Source organism: Nocardia harenae NBRC 108248 (assembly GCF_001612885.1).
Taxonomy (GTDB): domain Bacteria; phylum Actinomycetota; class Actinomycetes; order Mycobacteriales; family Mycobacteriaceae; genus Nocardia; species Nocardia harenae.
Genome location: NZ_BDBH01000004.1, coordinates 1,111,433 through 1,126,718, shown reverse-complemented (window position 1 = coordinate 1,126,718; position 15,286 = coordinate 1,111,433). Strand labels below are relative to the sequence as shown.

The 15,286-nt window shown below is 73.5% G+C and carries 14 protein-coding genes; 5 read left to right on the top strand and 9 right to left on the bottom strand.

What is annotated here, in order from left to right:
- Nucleotides 1-11 precede the first annotated feature (11 nt).
- Nucleotides 12-578: an alternate-type signal peptide domain-containing protein gene (locus NH2_RS11355; protein ID WP_067652312.1), complete on the bottom strand. Its 567-nt coding sequence runs from the start codon at nt 576-578 to the stop codon at nt 12-14.
- A 240-nt stretch (nt 579-818) separates the two neighbouring features.
- On the bottom strand, nt 819-1,400 hold the full coding sequence (locus NH2_RS11350; protein WP_067652594.1) for a TetR/AcrR family transcriptional regulator: 582 nt from the start codon (nt 1,398-1,400) through the stop codon (nt 819-821).
- A gap of 102 nt (nt 1,401-1,502) precedes the next feature.
- Between NH2_RS11350 and NH2_RS11345 the strand changes: the two genes are divergently transcribed.
- On the top strand, nt 1,503-2,684 hold the full coding sequence (locus NH2_RS11345; protein ID WP_067652309.1) for an FAD-dependent monooxygenase: 1,182 nt from the start codon (nt 1,503-1,505) through the stop codon (nt 2,682-2,684).
- A gap of 196 nt (nt 2,685-2,880) precedes the next feature.
- Nucleotides 2,881-3,189: a hypothetical protein gene (locus NH2_RS11340; RefSeq protein ID WP_067652307.1), complete on the top strand. Its 309-nt coding sequence runs from the start codon at nt 2,881-2,883 to the stop codon at nt 3,187-3,189.
- Here the strand turns inward: NH2_RS11340 and NH2_RS11335 are convergent.
- From NH2_RS11335 to NH2_RS11325, 3 genes are all read right to left on the bottom strand, one after another.
- Entirely contained in the window at nt 3,177-4,043 is an 867-nt protein-coding gene (locus tag NH2_RS11335) for a crotonase/enoyl-CoA hydratase family protein (RefSeq protein ID WP_067652305.1), read from the bottom strand. The two genes, NH2_RS11340 and NH2_RS11335, sit on opposite strands and share 13 nt — an antisense overlap.
- A gap of 58 nt (nt 4,044-4,101) precedes the next feature.
- Nucleotides 4,102-4,431 (bottom strand): anti-sigma factor antagonist, encoded by a 330-nt coding sequence (locus tag NH2_RS29770; protein ID WP_067652303.1) that lies wholly within the window; start codon nt 4,429-4,431, stop codon nt 4,102-4,104.
- 201 nt (nt 4,432-4,632) lie between these two features.
- Complete coding sequence (locus tag NH2_RS11325; protein ID WP_067652301.1) at nt 4,633-6,954, bottom strand: ATP-binding protein; 2,322 nt, start codon at nt 6,952-6,954, stop codon at nt 4,633-4,635.
- Between the two features lie 106 nt (nt 6,955-7,060).
- Here NH2_RS11325 and NH2_RS11320 point away from each other — a divergent pair, with 106 nt between their 5' ends.
- The 3 genes from NH2_RS11320 to NH2_RS11310 all read left to right on the top strand — a co-directional run bounded on the left by NH2_RS11320 (nt 7,061) and on the right by NH2_RS11310 (nt 9,736).
- Nucleotides 7,061-8,818, top strand: a complete 1,758-nt coding sequence (locus tag NH2_RS11320) for a PP2C family protein-serine/threonine phosphatase (protein WP_067652299.1) — start codon at nt 7,061-7,063, stop codon at nt 8,816-8,818.
- Nucleotides 8,815-9,258 carry a response regulator gene (locus NH2_RS11315; protein ID WP_067652297.1) on the top strand — a complete coding sequence of 148 codons (444 nt, stop codon included), beginning with the start codon at nt 8,815-8,817 and terminating at the stop codon, nt 9,256-9,258. Before NH2_RS11320 ends, NH2_RS11315 begins: the two co-directional genes overlap by 4 nt.
- A 73-nt stretch (nt 9,259-9,331) precedes the next feature.
- Entirely contained in the window at nt 9,332-9,736 is a 405-nt protein-coding gene (locus NH2_RS11310) for an ATP-binding protein (RefSeq protein ID WP_084505400.1), read from the top strand.
- A gap of 13 nt (nt 9,737-9,749) precedes the next feature.
- Here the strand turns inward: NH2_RS11310 and NH2_RS11305 are convergent, their stop codons facing one another.
- From NH2_RS11305 to NH2_RS11290, 4 genes are all read right to left on the bottom strand, one after another.
- Nucleotides 9,750-10,700 carry a phytoene/squalene synthase family protein gene (locus tag NH2_RS11305; RefSeq protein ID WP_067652293.1) on the bottom strand — a complete coding sequence of 317 codons (951 nt, stop codon included), beginning with the start codon at nt 10,698-10,700 and terminating at the stop codon, nt 9,750-9,752.
- On the bottom strand, nt 10,697-12,193 hold the full coding sequence (gene crtI / locus NH2_RS11300; RefSeq protein WP_067652291.1) for a phytoene desaturase family protein: 1,497 nt from the start codon (nt 12,191-12,193) through the stop codon (nt 10,697-10,699). The genes NH2_RS11305 and crtI overlap by 4 nt, the downstream gene beginning before the upstream one ends.
- Before the next feature lie 14 nt (nt 12,194-12,207).
- On the bottom strand, nt 12,208-13,323 hold the full coding sequence (locus NH2_RS11295; protein WP_439951742.1) for a polyprenyl synthetase family protein: 1,116 nt from the start codon (nt 13,321-13,323) through the stop codon (nt 12,208-12,210).
- A 219-nt stretch (nt 13,324-13,542) separates the two neighbouring features.
- Nucleotides 13,543-15,261: a GAF domain-containing sensor histidine kinase gene (locus tag NH2_RS11290; protein WP_067652290.1), complete on the bottom strand. Its 1,719-nt coding sequence runs from the start codon at nt 15,259-15,261 to the stop codon at nt 13,543-13,545.
- Between the last annotated feature and the right edge of the window lie 25 nt (nt 15,262-15,286).

Here is a 15,286-nt window from a genome sequence, read left to right as displayed (position 1 = left end):
CCCGGCCCCGGTCAGGGCGCGGGATTGGTGTTCTGCGTGAGCGTGATCGCCACCTTGTTCAGGGTGACGCTCGCGTTCTGCGCGACCTTGTCCGGGGTGGTCGGGTCGAAGGTGAGCCGGGCTGCGACGGTGACGGTCTGGCCGCTGTTCGCCGAGGTGATCTGGGCGTTCGGCAGTACCCCGCCGCTGCTGCTCGTCGCGGTGAGCGAGGTGTCGATCAACCGCGCCCGCAGCGTGGGATCGCTGCCCGCGGCGAACATCTGCGAGGTGTCCGCGGCGAGCGTCGCCGTCAGATTGTCGCCCGTCGCGCGCACCGTGGTGGTGCAGGTGTAGCGCAGGGTGTCGCCGGGCACGATCCGGAAGCTGGCGACGTCGACCGGCTCGGCGGTGCCGCCGGTGATGTCTTCCCAGCCGGTGGTTCCCACCGGGACGCAGGCGCTGAGCGAGAGCTCGCCGGCGGTGATGGTGCCGCCGCCGGATTCCGTCCGGTCCTGCCAGAAGGCCAGACTACCGGCGCCGCCGAGCAAGAGAATCGCGGCTGCACCGGCGGCCAGGGCCGCCTTCCCTCTCCGGTCCATTCGTCCTCATCCTCACGTCGCTGTCGGCACGGACAAATTGCACTACGCCCGAAGATTCCCGGGACTGCGGAGAAGCAAACATATGGCAAATGGTCTCGACGGGCACCGTAAAGTGGGCTGAACTCGCAGTTCAAGGCATGCGGGGTTGCAACGAAAGCGGGGTCGGACTTTCGGGGTGGTAACCGGACCGCTACCCGATTTTGGGCCGCTTTTTCTTCGCCGGGATCGGGCCGGCCCGGGTCACGAATCCCGGCCGACGCCGGCGAGCGCCGCGACGGCGGTGGCCAGCCGGTCACCGTCGGGGAGCGGGGCGTCGGGGGCGATGGTGTGCAGCAGCCCGAGGCCCTGCGAGAAGACGAAGTGCAGCTCGGCGACGGCCCGCAGCTGGTCGTCGGTGAGCTCGGGGTGGGCATCGCGCAGGGCGTCGGCGAGGTCGTCGAAGCCGCCCTCGAGCATGGCCTGGAAGTGCTGCCGCGCCTCGGGGGAGCGGGCCACCCGCACCAGGTTCTCGGCGCTGGCGAGCATGGCGGGGCGGTTGGCGGCGAAGACGGCGGGCATGGCGTTCCAGACGGCGGCGAAGGCGTCCAGCGGGGTGTGGCCCGCGCCCTCGCGGATCCGATCCTCCATGGCGTCGCCGATGGCGGTGCCGAGGGTCTCGTTGAGCGCCTCGGTGATCAGCTGCTCCTTGGAGCCGAAGTGGTAGCCGATGGCGGCCAGGCTGACCCCGGCGGCGTTCGCGATCTCGCGCGCGGTGGCCTTGGCGACGCCGCGCTCCACGATCACCTGCCGCGCACCGGCCAGCAGATCCTCCCGATTGCCCATGGCCAGACCGTACACCAGCGTCTTAGACGTTTGTGCTAGACATCCGTGCCAAAGCCGTTTATACATTTGTCTCAGACGTTCGTTTCAGGGAGAGGTCGGGTCATGCAGGTTCTGATCAGCGGTGGCGGTATCGCGGGGAACGCGCTCGCGCTGGGGTTGGCGGCGAGGGGAATTCGCGCGATCGTGGTGGAGCGCGCGGCGGCGCCGCGCCCCGGCGGGCAGGCGGTGGACCTACGCGGGCAGAGCCGCGCGGTGGTGGAGCGGATGGGGCTGCTGCCCGCGGTCCTGGAGCGCAGGCTGCACGAGCGCGGCATGGCCTACCTGGACGCGGAGCGCAGGGTCTACGCCAGGATGCCCGCGGAGATGTTCGACGGCGCGGGCCCGGTGGCCGATCTGGAGATCACCAGGGGCGACCTGAACGACGTGCTGCTCACCGCGCTCGGCGACCGCGCCGAGTACCGCTACGGCGAGTCCGTCGCGGGGCTGCGCGACGACGGCGCCGGTGTCGACGTCACCTTCACCTCGGGGCGCCGCGGGCGCTACGACCTGGTGGTCGCCGCGGACGGGCTGCACTCGGCGACCAGGGCGCTGGCCTTCGGCCCGGAGGAGCGGTTCAGCACGCACCTGGGCGGCGCCATGTCCTTCTTCACCATCCCCACCCCGGCCGATGCCGAGCCGGGCTGGTTCAGCCTGCATCCGGCGGTCGGAGTCTCCGCCGGCATCCGCCCGGACGCCGACCCGGCCACCGCCAAGGCGATCGTCATGCTGCGCGCCCCCGCCGACCCGGCGCTGCGCGGCGATGCCGAGGCGCAGCGGGAGCTGGTGCGGCGCACGCTGATCGGGGTCGGCGGGCACGCGCCGCAGATCCTGGCCGCGCTCCCGGACACGCCGGACTTCTACTTCGACGAGCTGGTGCGCGTCGACATGCCGTCGCTCTCCGCGGGCCGGGTCACGCTCCTCGGCGACGCCGGGTACTGCGGCTCCCCGCTCACCGGCATGGGCACCGCCATGGCCGTCGTCGGCGCCTACGTGCTCTGCGGCGAGCTCACCGCGACCCCGGGCGACATCCCCGCCGCCCTGGCCCGCGCCGAGCGGGTGCTCACCCCGTACCTGGAGCGGGCCAAGCAGGTGCCCGGCGGCGGCATCCGGGCCATGGTGCCCGGTTCCAGGGCGGCGGTCCGGCTGGCCCGCGCCGTCGCGAGGGTGATGACCTCGAGGGCGGCCCGCCCGATCATGCGCCGCATGTTCACCGGCACCGAGGAGCCCGCGGTCCCGGTGTACTGATCCGGCCCCGCCCGTCGGGCCGGGCGTTTGCTGCGACCCGTGCTCACGCCTACTGTGGCCGGTCACAAGATACGTGGGCGTAGGAACTGGATTGCACGGGACCCGCCCGGGTCGCCCCCCGGCACCGGTGCGCTCCGATACCGTCTGTCGCCGCACGGTCGCGGAGAACGAGACGGTGGGCGAGGAAGGAAGCGGCGTGGAGGACCGAAGGGGTACCGGAGAACGCGACACCCGCGCGGCGACGCACGCTGCCTTCCACGTCGTGCTGACGCTGCTCGAGGTGGCGGAGAGATCGGGGATGCCGACGCTGGAGCGGCTGGAGCGCGCGGTGCGCACCTGCGCCCAGCAGGGCATCCCGGCGCCGCGGGTGCTGGATGCGGCGAACGAGGGCATCGACGACGCGCTGCACCGCAGGCCGGGCGGGCGGCGGCCGGTGCTGGGCGAGGAGACCGCCGACTACCGGGCCGCGCTGCGCGGGGTGATCCTGCGCGGCTACGCCTCCTGAGCCCCGTTCGCATTCCGCTCCGGCCGGAAGGGCGGGACCGGCATGTCGGCGCCGAAGATGTCCGGGATGTCGGTGCTCGGGCGGTCGGAAAAGCGCGCCGGGCGCTTCTCCAGGAACGCCGTGACGCCCTCGCGGGCATCGGCGCTCGCGCCACGGGCCAGGATGCCGCGGGTCTCCACCCGGTGCGCGATCATCGGGTGCTCGACGCCGAGCCCGCGCAGCAGCAGCTGCCTGGAGAGCGCCACCGAGACCGGCGCCGAGTGCTCGGTCACCGAGCGGGCCAGCGCGTACGCCTCGTCCATCAGCTGCTCGGCCGGGTAGAGCCGGTACAGCAGCCCGGCCTCGTGCGCCTCGGCGGCCTCCACGAGGCGGCCGGAGTAGACCCAGTCCAGCGCGGTCTGCAGTGGCACCAGCCGGGGCAGGAACCAGCTGGAGCCGGACTCCGGCACGATGCCGCGGCGGTTGAACACGAAGCCGATGCGCGTGTTCTCGGCGGCCAGCCGGAAGTCGGCGGCGAGCGTCATGGTGATGCCGACGCCGACCGCGGGGCCGTTGATCGCGGCCACGATCGGCTTGCGCGACTCGAACATCCGAAGCACCACCCGGCCGCCGCCGTCGCGCCAGTCGTCCGGGGCGACGAAGGTGTCGGCGCCGCCGGAGAGGTCGGCGCCCGCGCAGAAGGCGCGCCCGGAGCCGGTCAGCACCACCGCGCGCACGGCGTCGTCGGCGTCGGTGCGGTCGAAGGCCTCGATCAGCTCGTTCTCCATCACCGTGGTGAAGGCATTGAGTTTGTCCGGGCGGTGCAGCGTGATGGTCGCGATGTCGTCGGTGATCTCGAGACGGATGTCGGGCATTCGGACAGCATGCCACGACAGCATGTCCGACCCGGATGGCCGCGGAGGCGGGGGCGGCTCAGCCCGCCAGCGCGGCGTCCAGGCTGTCGAAGGTCGGGATCACCTTGGCGAGACCGGTGGCCGCCATCGGCCGGTGCACCGCCCTGGAGGCGGCGATCCGCAGCTCGGCGCCGTCGGAGGCCTGGATGAGCGCGTTCAGCCCGGCCGAGTCGAAGAACGGGACGGCGGTCAGGTCGGCGATGACGACGCCGGAGCCCGCCTCGGTGAGGGCCTGCTGCAGCTGGGGGGCGGTGATGATGTCGACCTCGCCGTGCGCGGTCACCACGACAGCGGCATCGACCGACCTGACCTCGACGTGGAAATCGCGGGGCGGATCTGTGAAGCGCACGGTGAACCTCTCTCGACGGCGACGGCCGGGCGTGACCGGATCCGGCGGTGGCCGGTGCCACGCGGAATCCCGCCGCGGGAGATCGCGGGAAGAGTTCGCTGCGGCTGTGAGCTCAACCGCTGTCCTCAGCGTATCCCATGGAAAACCGCTCCCCGGCCGTTCCGCCGGGGGGCGTCGCGGGAGAAACATACCGCAGGGTGGTCACCCCGCGCCCGGCTCGGCTTCCAGCGTGAAGAACACCGTTGTCCCCGCCCCCGGCGCCGATTCCAGCCAGAGCCGGCCGCCGTGCCGCTCCACGATCCGGTCCACGATGGCGAGCCCGGCGCCGTGCCCGCCGCCGCGCGATTCCCGCGGGTGCAGGCGGCGGAAGAGCCGGAGCACCTCCTTCTGGTCCGCCTCCGGAATGCCGATGCCGTTGTCCCGGACGAAGTAGACCGCAACCGGGCCGTCGGCCCGCACCCCGACCTCCACCGTGCGCGGCAGCTCGTCCCCGGCGTACTTGGCGGCATTGACCAGCAGGTTGATCAGGATCTCCTGCAACCGGTCCGGGTCGGCCGGCACGGTCACCCCCGGCTCCGGCAGCGTGACGGCGACCCCCTGCTCCTCCAGCCGGGCGCCCGCGATCTGCAGCGCCCGCTCGGTGGCCGCGCGCAGCTCGACCCGCTCCCGGCGCAGCTCGCCCTGACCGAGCTGGGCGAAGTGCAGCAGTGAGTTGATCAGCTCGTCCATCCGCACCGCGAGCGCGCGGATGGTGCCGAGCCTGCGCACGGTGGTGGGGTCGAGGCTGTCGCCCGCGTCCTCACCGATGAAAGTGGCGGAGTTGGAGATACCGCGCAGCGGCTCCTTGAGCTCGTGCGCGGCGGCGTGCGCGAAGGTGTCGAGATCGTGGTTGGCCCTGCGCAGTTCGCTGTTCAGGGCGGCGAGCCGGGCGGTGTGCCTGAGCACCACCGTGGTGATGGCGTGGCCGAATTCCTGCACTACCGCCTCGTCCGGGGCGGTCCATGGCACCGAGCAGCCGCGCACCACCGCCTGGTACACCGCCGAGGAGCCGCGCGGGGTGAGCCGCTCGCCGCGCGGGCCGAGCCGCACCGGCTGCGCCGGGTCGGCGGCCCAGGTGCGCGCGGCCCTGCGCTCCCGGCGCAGCCAGGCGATGCCGGTGCCCGCGCCGTCCAGCGCGAGCACGAGCGCGCCGCTGAGCGCGGGGGAGAGCGCGGTGAGCTCGGGGTCGTGGTCGCCGAGGCAGCCGCTGCTCCATACCTGCCCGGCCGGGAACTGCGGCAGCAGCCGCCACAGCGTGTCGAGGGCGACGGTGTCGAACTCCGCGGCGTCGCCGTGCGCGATGGTGGTGGTGAGTTCGCCGGTGGTCAGGTCGGCGGCGCGCAGCACGACGGCGTCCGCGGGCACCAGCTGGGCCAGCAGCGCGCCGTTGTCCCGCACCGACTGGGCGATATCGGTGTCCAGCGCGGTGACCAGCTGGGCCAGTGCCTTGCGCGCGGTCTGCCTGGCCCGCGAGGTCTCGGCGTCCTGCAGCGCGGCCAGCTGCAGCGAGAGCATGACCCCGAAGAACTCGCAGGCGGTGCGGACCTCGGGGCTCAGCGTGCGCGGCTGGAGGCCGTGGCAGGCGATGAGCCCCCACAGCTCGCCGTCGCGCAGCAGCGAGACCGACATGGACGACCGCACCGCGATATTGCGCAGGTACTCCAGGTGGAAGCCGGAGACCGTGCGCAGCGTGGAGTCGGAGAGATCGAGCGGGGCGCCGGTGTCGGAGAGCAGCGGCGGCACCAGCACGGCGGTGTCGTCGTCCACGTCCTGGATGACCCGGATCCAGTTGCGCTCGTAGAGCCTGCGCGCCTGCGGCGGGATGTCGGTGGCCGGGAACCAGAGCCCCTGCCAGGGGTCGAGGCCGTCGGCGACCGACTCCGCGATCACCTCGCCCGGCCCGTCGCGGCCCTCGAAGCGGTAGGTGACCACCCGGTCGTAGCCGGTGAGCGCGCGGATCTCGGCGACCGCGGCGGCGCAGGCGGCGAGCACGGTGCGCTCGTTCTGCAGCCGGGTCAGGGTGCCGCGCAGCCGCGGGTAGAAGCGGGCGAACTGGAACGGCCGCTCGACGGCGGCGGGCTCCAGCTCCAGCACGAGCACGCCGTCGGAGCGGTAGACGGTGGCGTCGAACTCCGGGCCGCCGGGCGGGATGTTCAGCCCGATCAGCCCGCGGTCGCCGGTGGGGGCGCGCAGCGTCTCGTGCACGGCGGCCAGCCCGTCCGGGCCGATCAGCTCGGCCACCGGGGTGCCGACCAGGTCGGCGGCCGGGCGGCCGAGCACCCGCGCGCTGTTCGAGCCGGCGACCGCGATCACGTCGGCGGAATCCAGCGCGACCAGCGTGCCGTAGGACTGGATGCCGCCGAGCAGGTGGATCGGCTCGTTGACGCACTGCGACAGGTCGAACGCGGTGCCCGCCGCCACCTCGGCCGCCAGATCGCGCTCGTCGAGCCGGAACAGGGCATCATCGTCGGAGAGCGAGGTCATCGCAGCTCCTTCCGTGTGGGGTCGCCGGGGGGAGCGAATGTGGCGGAACCTTACAGTAGGGGTCGGACCATCGGGGTCCGCCGGAGAGCGGGAGGACGAGCAACCCATGCCGACGACTCCGCGCACCCCGTGGTCGATGCTGCTGCACGCCTCCTGGCGCTCGGCCTTCGACGCCCGCAGCGTCGCCGACCTGCCGGACGAGCTGGTCGGCGGGCTGCTGTCGCTGCCGGGGGTGGTGGCGACCTTCGCCGTCGGCGTCGCGGCCACCGATGCCGAGGTCGCCGCGCGCTGGGCCGACCTGGGCGGCACCGCCGTCGTCCCCGCCACGCTCGCCGCCGAGCTGGACGCGCGCGCCGCCGAGTGGTGCCCGGACGGCGCCGCCGAGGCCGCCGAGGCCGCCCTGGTCGAGGTCGCGCCCGCCGAGCTGGCCGCGGGCACCCCCGAGCTCGCCGGCCGGCTCGCCGCGCTGGGCGCGACCGTGCTGCTGGTGGCGCCGTACCGGCCGATGGCCGGGCCGCGCGGGCTGGTCGCGCTCGCCACCGCCGCGGCGGCGCCGGTGCCGCCGGACACCGTCACCGCGCTGCGCCAGGCGCGGGACATCATGATCGCCATCGATCGCCAGGTCACCGAGCAGCGGGCGCTCTCCGACCGCAGCCTGGCCGATGCCATCCTGGCCGAGGCGTCGCTGCGGATGGGCTCCTCGCTGGAGATCGAGGAGACGCTGCGCGCGGTGGTCAGGATGACCGTGCCGGGGCTGGCCGACGGCGCCGCCGTGCACATCGCCCGCGCCGGGCAGATGGAGCTGGTCGCGGTGGCGCACCTGGACGCGCGCCGGGAGCGCAGCCTCACCGAGCACCTGCGCGCGGGGCGCTGGGCGGGCGCGCCGGTGGTCCAGCGCGCGGACCGCTCCGGCTGGGAGGACGGTCCGCTGCCCGCCGGGCTTCCGCCCGACGCCAACCTGGACACCGCGACCATCTCGGTGCTGCGGGCGCGCGGCCGCGACGTCGGGCTGCTCACGTTGTTCCACCGGCACGGCTCGGCGCGGCGGCCCTCGCACGCCTTCCTGCGCAACCTGGCCGGGCGGGCGGCGCTGGCCATCGACAACGCGGCGCTCTACGCCCAGCAGCGCGCCGACGTCATGTCGCTGCAGCAGCACCTGCTCCCGGCCGCGCTGCCCGAAGTGCCCGGTCTGGAGATGGCGACGGCGTACCGGGTCGCCGACCACAGCCTCGACGTCGGCGGTGACTTCTACGGGCTGGTGCACGAGCCGGGGCGCATGCTCACCGCGCTGATGGGCGATGTCTGCGGCCGCGGCGCGCCCGCCGCCGCGCTCACCGGGCTGGCCAGGCACACGCTGGAGACCATCCTGGCCGAGGGGCACAGCCCGGAGCGCGCCTTCGACATCCTGAACACCAAGATGCTGCGCACCGGCGTCGGCCGGTTCCTGACCCTGACCGCGGTCGCCATCGAGCTGGCCGCGGGCGGCCGGGACGGGGTGCCGATCCGGGTGCTCTCCGGCGGGCACCCGGCGCCGCTGATCCTGCGCCGGAGCGGCGAGGTGGAGCAGCCGGACTGCTCCGGGCTGCTCGTCGGGGTGCGTCCGGAGCTGGGATTGAAGCCCTACGACGGCGTGCTGCGCCCCGGCGACCTGATCCTGCTCTACACCGACGGCCTGACCGAGGCCAGGGACGAGGCGGGCCGGTTCTTCGAGGACGAGCTGCCCGCGACGCTGGCCGGGCTGCGCGAGCTCCCCGCCGCCGCGCTCGCCGACACGCTCGTGACCGGCGCCGACCGCTACCGGGTCGGCGACGACGCCGCCGTCCTCGCCATCCGGCATCTCGGCGCGGCGGGGGCGGCGCGGTGACCGGGCCACGGCTGGTCCTCGTGGTCGAGGACTCCGCCGACGACCGCGAGGCGATCGAGCGCGCGCTGCGTGCCTCGCACCCGGACCTGCCGGTGGAATTCGTCGCCGACGGCGCCGAGGGGCTGGCCCGGCTGCGCGACGAGTCCGCCCCGCGCCCCGCGCTCGTCCTGCTCGACCTGAACATGCCCGGCGCCGACGGCTACACCGTGCTGTCCCGGATCCGGGCCGAGCCCGCCGCCGCGGAGCTCACGGTCGTGGTCTTCACCTCGTCGACGGCGTCCAGTGACATCGACAGGTGTTATGCCGCGGGTGCGGACAGCTATATCTACAAGCCGGTGGATTTCACCCTGTTCCGCACGGTGCTCCAGGGTGCGGTGGACTACTGGCTGGAGCAGGATCGAGACGACGGGGAACCGGAGGGGCCCGCGCCGCTCGGGTGAACCGAGAATCAGGTGTGCATCCCGCCAAGACGGGTAGGCCCAGGAATGCCGGTTTTCGACGTGAAGAGGAGAGATGGACATATCGGATCGCTCCCCGCGAGCGTTGGAGATCGAGTTCCCGGCGCGCGCCGCCGAGCTGGCGGATGTCAGGCACGCGCTGCGCGATTGGCTCGCGGAGAACACCGCCGACCCGGACCGGGCCTACGATCTGCTGCTCGCCGCCAGTGAGGCGTGTACCAATTCGGTCGAGCACGGCCACCGCGAGGACGGCAGGGTGATCACCCTGCGCGCGGAGATCGACGGCCGCAAGGTCTGCATCACCATCACCGACGGCGGCACCTGGTACCCGGCCGACGAGAGCGCCGATTCGAACCGGGGCCGCGGCCTCATGCTGATCAAGGCGCTGGTGCCGGACACCAGGGTCATCGTCGGCGACACCGGCACCATCGTCGAGCTGAGCGCTCCGCTGCCGTCCTGAGCAGCGCCGCCGCTCACGCCAGGTGACGTTGCACTCCTGACCCCGGCGCGCGGCGCGCCAGCCACGCCTTCGCCAGCCCGGCCCCGCCGACGGCGAGCCGGCGCGGAATGCCGACCCTTGCCCGCCGCTCGAATACCGCGAAATCGCTCGCCTCGATCCGGTCCAGGATCTCCGAGTACAGCGTGAGCGCGGTCGCCACGCAGGCCCGCGAGCGCGGCTGCAGCAGGGCGATGCCGCCCTCGGCCCGCCGGTAGATCGCGCGGGTGACGGCATGCTGCTCGGCCAGCGCCCGGCGCACCCGCGGGTCGGTGCCGCGCCGCGCCTGGCACCAGAGCAGCAGGTCGCGGTCGACGCCGTGCGCGGCGAGTTCGTCGGCGGGCAGGTAGACCCGGTCGCGGGCCAGGTCCTCGTTCACGTCCCGCAGGAAGTTCGTGAGCTGGAACGCCGTGCCGAGCGCGGCGGCGTAGGGGGCGGCTTCGGCCTCGTCGCCGACGGTGCCGAGCACCGGAAGCACCTGCAACCCGATCACCTCGGCCGAGCCGTGGACGTAGCGGTTCAGCGCCGCCCGGTCCGGGTAGTCGGTGATCTCGAGGTCCATCCGCATGGAGGCGAGGAAGTCGTCGAAGAGCTGGTCCGGGATGCGGTAGGCGCGGGCGGTGTGCAGCACCGCGGCGAGCACCGGGTCGGCCTCGGCTTCGCCTGCCCGGAACCGCGCGGCCAGCGTTGCCAGCGCGTCGGCGCGCTCGGCGGTGGAGCGGGTCTCGTCAAACTCGTCCAGGATGTCGTCGGCGCGGCGCGCGAAGCCGTAGAGCGCGTGCACCGCGGGGCGCTGGTCGGGGGCGAGCAGCCGGGTGGCCAGGAAGAAGGTCTTGCCGTGCCTGGCGTTCAGCACCCGGCAGGCCTGGTAGGACCCGCGCAGGGCGGCGTCGGTGATGCCTGCGGCGTCGAGCTCGGTGCGGGTCATGGGCGCTCCGATCGGGTGGGCTGCGTGGTTCCGGTGATCCGGTCGGCGGCCAGCCGCCCGGAGACGAGCACCGGCGGAATCCCGACGCCGGGCACGGTCGAGCCGCCGGCCAGGACCACGTTGTCCAGGCCGCGGAGCATATTGGCCGGCCGGAACGGGCCGGTCTGGGCGAAGGTGTGGCCGAGCGCGAACGGGCTGCCCGCCAGCATGCCCTGCCTGGCCCAGTCCGCGGGGGTGACCACGCGCAGCAGCTCCGGATTCGGCAGCGGCTCGGGCAGCCTGGCGTTGGCGATGGCCAGCACCTCCTCGGCGTAGGCCGGGGCGAAGCGGTCCCAGTTGATCCGGCCGCGCTCCAGGTTGGGGACCGGGGCGAGCAGGTAGAGCAGGTCGCGCCCGGCCGGGGCGAGCGCCGGGTCGCCCGCGGTGGGGCGGGTGAGCAGCAGTGAGGGGTCGGTCATCACCCGGCCGTCCACGGTGATGTCGCGGAAGGCCTGGTCCCAGGCCGCGCCGAAGAGCAGCGAGTGGTGCGGCAGCTCGGGGACCGCGTCCACGCCGAGGTGCAGGATGACCGCCGACGGCGCCGGGGTCACCCGGACCGGGCGCCGGGAGCGGTGCCCGAGCAGCGCGTAGCTGGTGTGCAGCTCGGTGGTGAGGACCAGCGCGTCGGCGGGCACCCGCTCGCCGTCGGCGGTGCGCACCGCCCGCACCCGCCCGCCGTCCCGCTCGAGCGCCGAGACGGTGGCGCCGTAGCGGATCTTCACCCCGGCGGCGGTGGCCGCGGCGGCCAGCGCGTCCGGCACCGCGCGCATGCCACCGCGCGGGAACCAGACCCCGGAGATGGTGTCCATGTAGGCGATCACCGCGTACGCGGCCAGTGCCCGGCTCGGCGCGACCCCCGCGTAGAGCGACTGGAAGGTGAAGATCCGGCGCAGGTCGGGGTCGGTGATGTGGTCCGCGACGGCCCGATCCCAGCGCCGGAACCCGCCGAGCGCGAGCAGCTTGGCCAGCGCGGGGGAGACCAGGGAGAGCGGCGAGTCGAAGTTCGAGGCGATGAAGCCGTCGAACTCGGCCGCGTAGAGCCGGGCCAGCCAGTCCCGCAGCCGCAGGTAGCCACCGGCCTGCACCGGCCCGGCGAACTCGGTGATGGCGGCGGCCATCCGCCCGGCGTCGGTGTGCACGTCCAGCGCCCTGCCGTCGGCGAAGCGGGCCCGGTAGGCCGGGTCGACCCGGTCCAGGGTGAGCCGGTCGGCGGTGCGCTCGCCGACCGCGGCGAAGGCGTCGTCCAGCAGCTCCGGCATGGTCAGCACGGTCGGGCCGGTGTCGAGGCGGTAGCCGTCGATATCGGCGCGCCCGGCCCGCCCGCCGGGGAGGTCGTCGCGCTCGAGCAGGGTGACCTCCCGGCCGCGCCCGGCGAGGTGCAGTGCGGTGGCGAGCCCGGCCAGGCCGGCGCCGACCACAACGACTCGGTCGGTACGACCGGGAACAGTGCGCATCGTGCTGCTTCTCCTCAGAGTTCGCGGGTGGTGCAGATCAGCGCCATGCCGTCGAGCAGGCGCAGTTCGGGCTCTTCGATCCGGGCCCACCGGACGGCCTCGCGGGCCTCGGCGACCCGCTCGGTGATCATCGCCTCGATTCGCTCGACGGCGCCGGTGGCACTGATCAGCCCGCGCGCCGCGGCGACGGCGGCGGCGTCCAGCGCGGGCGCGGCGAGCAGCTCGGCGAGGGCGCGGGCGGTGGCCGGGTCGGCCATCTCCTGCGCGGCGACCACGACCGTGGTCGCCTTGCGCTGGCCGAGGTCGCTGTCGGCGGGTTTGCCGGTGGTCTCGGCGCTGCCGAAGACGCCGAGCACGTCGTCGCGGAGCTGGAACGCCTCGCCGATGAGCCGGCCGTACCGGGCGAGCGCCTCGATCGTGTGCTCCTGGCAGCCCGCCATGAGCGCGCCCAGCTCCAGTGGCCTGCGCACGGTGTAGTTGCCGGACTTGGCGCGCGCGATGGCGAGCACCGATTCCAGCGTCGGGGTGGCGCGCGCGTCGTTCACCAGGTCGGCGAACTGCCCGAGCGCCAGCTCCACCCGCATCCGGTCGTATCGCGGCCATATCCGGGCCAGCGCGCGCTCGTCCACCCCGCTCTCGCGCAGCATCCGCTCGGACCAGACCAGGCAGAGATCGCCGAGCAGGGTGGCCGCCGATTCGCCGAACCGGGCGGCGTCGCCCGGCAGCCCGAGCTCGCGGTGCGCCGCCGCGAAGACGCGGTGCGCGGCCGGCTCGCCGCGGCGCAGCTCGGCCTCGTCCATGACGTCGTCCTGCAGCAGCGCGAAGGCCTGCAGCAGCTCCAGCGCGGCGGCGGCGCGCAGCGCGGCCGGGCTCGGGTCGGCGCCGCAGAGCCAGCCCAGGTACAGGAACATCGGCCGCAGCCCCTTGCCGCCGATGGCGTAGTGCCGGAGGACACCGTCCAGGGGGATTCCGCTGATCGGCTCCGGCTGGTTCCGCTGCATGAACGATTCAAGTTCGCGCATCACCTCCGTGCGCACCGCGGCCCGCCAGCGGGTCGGCGAGCACTCCTCGCCGTCCGGTGTGGTCAGGAGGCGGCACGCCCGATGTGGCGCGGAGAACACGGCACTCACTCGAACTCCTCATCTGGCGGTCGGGCTCTCGCCATCGTAGCGCAACGATGCACAAACGATGCATCCTGCGCGGGCCGGTCACTGTCGTTTCGACAGGCACACGCGGATGGATGGGGCCGGATCGGGTAACTTTCTCAACGACCGTATTGCCCGAATGTCGCCGTGCAACCCGGCGCGCGAAAATCGCACGGCGCCTCCGGCAGGGCTCCGGGACCGGGCCTACGGCAGCGGGGCCGACCAGCGCAGGACCGTGCCCCCGCGCTCGCCCTTCTCCAGCCCGAAGGTGCCGCCCGCCTCCTCGGCCCGAGCGGCGAGGTTGGCGAGGCCGCTGTGGCGGCCGGTGCGGTCCGGCATGCCGGTGCCGTCGTCGGTGATCAGGATGGTGGCGTCGTCGTCGACGGTGAGCACCACCGAGATGGCGGTGGCGCCCGCGTGCCGCACGGCATTGCTGACGCCCTCGCGCAGCACCGCCTCGACATGGTCGGAGAGCGGCGGGCCGAGCACCGAGACCGGGCCTGCCAGCCGGACCGTGGTGCGCAGCCCGCTGTCCGCGGTGGTCTCGGAGACGATGCCGTGCAACCGCTTCCGGAAGGTGGCGGAGTCGGCGGCGGTATTGCTCTGCAGGTCGAAGATGGAGTGCCGGATGTCCTGGACGATGGACTGCAGGTCGTTCACGGTGTCCGAGAGCCGGGTGCGGATCTCCGGGTTGTGCGAGCGCTGCACCGTGCCCTGCAGCGAGAGCCCGACGCTGAAGAGCCGCTGGATCACGTGGTCGTGCAGGTCGCGCGCGATCCGGTCGCGGTCGGAGAGCACGTCCAGCTCGCGCATCCGGCGCTGCTGCGCGGCCAGCCGCAGCGCCAGCGCCGCCTGCCCGGCGAAGGCCGTCATGATCGACTGCCCCGCGGCGTCCAGCGGCGGCGCGCCGTGCGGGCGCAGCGTGGTGAGCACACCGATCACCGCGGTGCCCGCGTGCAGCGGCAGGATCAGCGCGGGGCCGAAGGCGGTGTCCGGCCCGAAGAGCTGCGCGGGCAGGTAGTCGGCGACCGAGACCGGCCGCCGGTGCAGGAAGGCGGCGCCGGAGCGGGATTCGTCGATCGGGATGGTGCGGCCGGTGATCGGCGCGGCCGCCGCGCCCGCGGCGGCGACCACCACCAAGTCCGTGACCTCGTCGTGCGGGATGTCCGGGTCCTCGGGCAGCGCGAGGAAGGCGCAGGCGGCGCCGGTCAGGGTGAGCGCGCGGCGCACGATGAGCTCGAGCACCTCGTCCGGCTCGCCGCCCGCCAGCAGCTCGGTGGCGACCTCCTGGGTGGCCTCCAGCCACTGCTGCCGGATCCGGGACTCCTCGTAGAGCCTGGCATTGGCGATCGCGATACCGGCGGCGGCGGCGAGCGCCCGCACCACCACCTCGTCGTCCTCGGTGAACTCCTGCCCGCCCTTCTTCTCGGTCAGGTAGAGGTTGCCGAAGACCTCGTCGCGCACCTTCACCGGAACCCCGAGGAAGGTGCTCATCGGCGGGTGCTTGTCCGGGAACCCGACCGACCCGGCGTGCGCCGAGAGCTTCGCCAGCCGTAGCGGTTTCGGGTCCTCGATGAGCAGCCCGAGCACGCCGTGGCCGCGCGGCAGGTCGCCGATCAGCACCCGGGTGCGGTCGTCGATGCCCTCATAGACGAACTCGGCGAGCTGCTTGCTGTCCTTGCCGGTCTCCCGCACGCCGAGCGCGCCGTAGCCCGCGTCGACCAGCTCGATGGCGGTGTGCACGATGGTGCGCAGCGTATTGTCCAGGTCCAGCCCGGCGGTGACCACCAGCATGGCCTCCATGAGCCGGTCCATCTTGTCCCTGACCCCGACGATCTGGGTGATCCGCTCCTGCACCTCCAGCAGCAGCTCGTTCAGCCGCAGCTGGGAGAGCGCCTGCCCGACCGGGGTGTGGCCGTCCATCCGATCGCCGCCCGCCCCGGCGCGC

Coding starts and splice junctions, on each gene's coding strand:
- NH2_RS11305 (WP_067652293.1), bottom strand. CDS start 10,700: ATGACCCGCACCGAGCTCGACGCCGCAGGCATCACCGACGCCGCCCTG.
- NH2_RS11310 (WP_084505400.1), top strand. CDS start 9,332: ATGGACATATCGGATCGCTCCCCGCGAGCGTTGGAGATCGAGTTCCCG.
- NH2_RS11335 (WP_067652305.1), bottom strand. CDS start 4,043: ATGCCCGACATCCGTCTCGAGATCACCGACGACATCGCGACCATCACG.
- NH2_RS11290 (WP_067652290.1), bottom strand. CDS start 15,261: ATGGACGGCCACACCCCGGTCGGGCAGGCGCTCTCCCAGCTGCGGCTG.
- NH2_RS11320 (WP_067652299.1), top strand. CDS start 7,061: ATGCCGACGACTCCGCGCACCCCGTGGTCGATGCTGCTGCACGCCTCC.
- crtI (WP_067652291.1), bottom strand. CDS start 12,193: ATGCGCACTGTTCCCGGTCGTACCGACCGAGTCGTTGTGGTCGGCGCC.
- NH2_RS11345 (WP_067652309.1), top strand. CDS start 1,503: ATGCAGGTTCTGATCAGCGGTGGCGGTATCGCGGGGAACGCGCTCGCG.
- NH2_RS11350 (WP_067652594.1), bottom strand. CDS start 1,400: ATGGGCAATCGGGAGGATCTGCTGGCCGGTGCGCGGCAGGTGATCGTG.
- NH2_RS11325 (WP_067652301.1), bottom strand. CDS start 6,954: ATGACCTCGCTCTCCGACGATGATGCCCTGTTCCGGCTCGACGAGCGC.
- NH2_RS11355 (WP_067652312.1), bottom strand. CDS start 578: ATGGACCGGAGAGGGAAGGCGGCCCTGGCCGCCGGTGCAGCCGCGATT.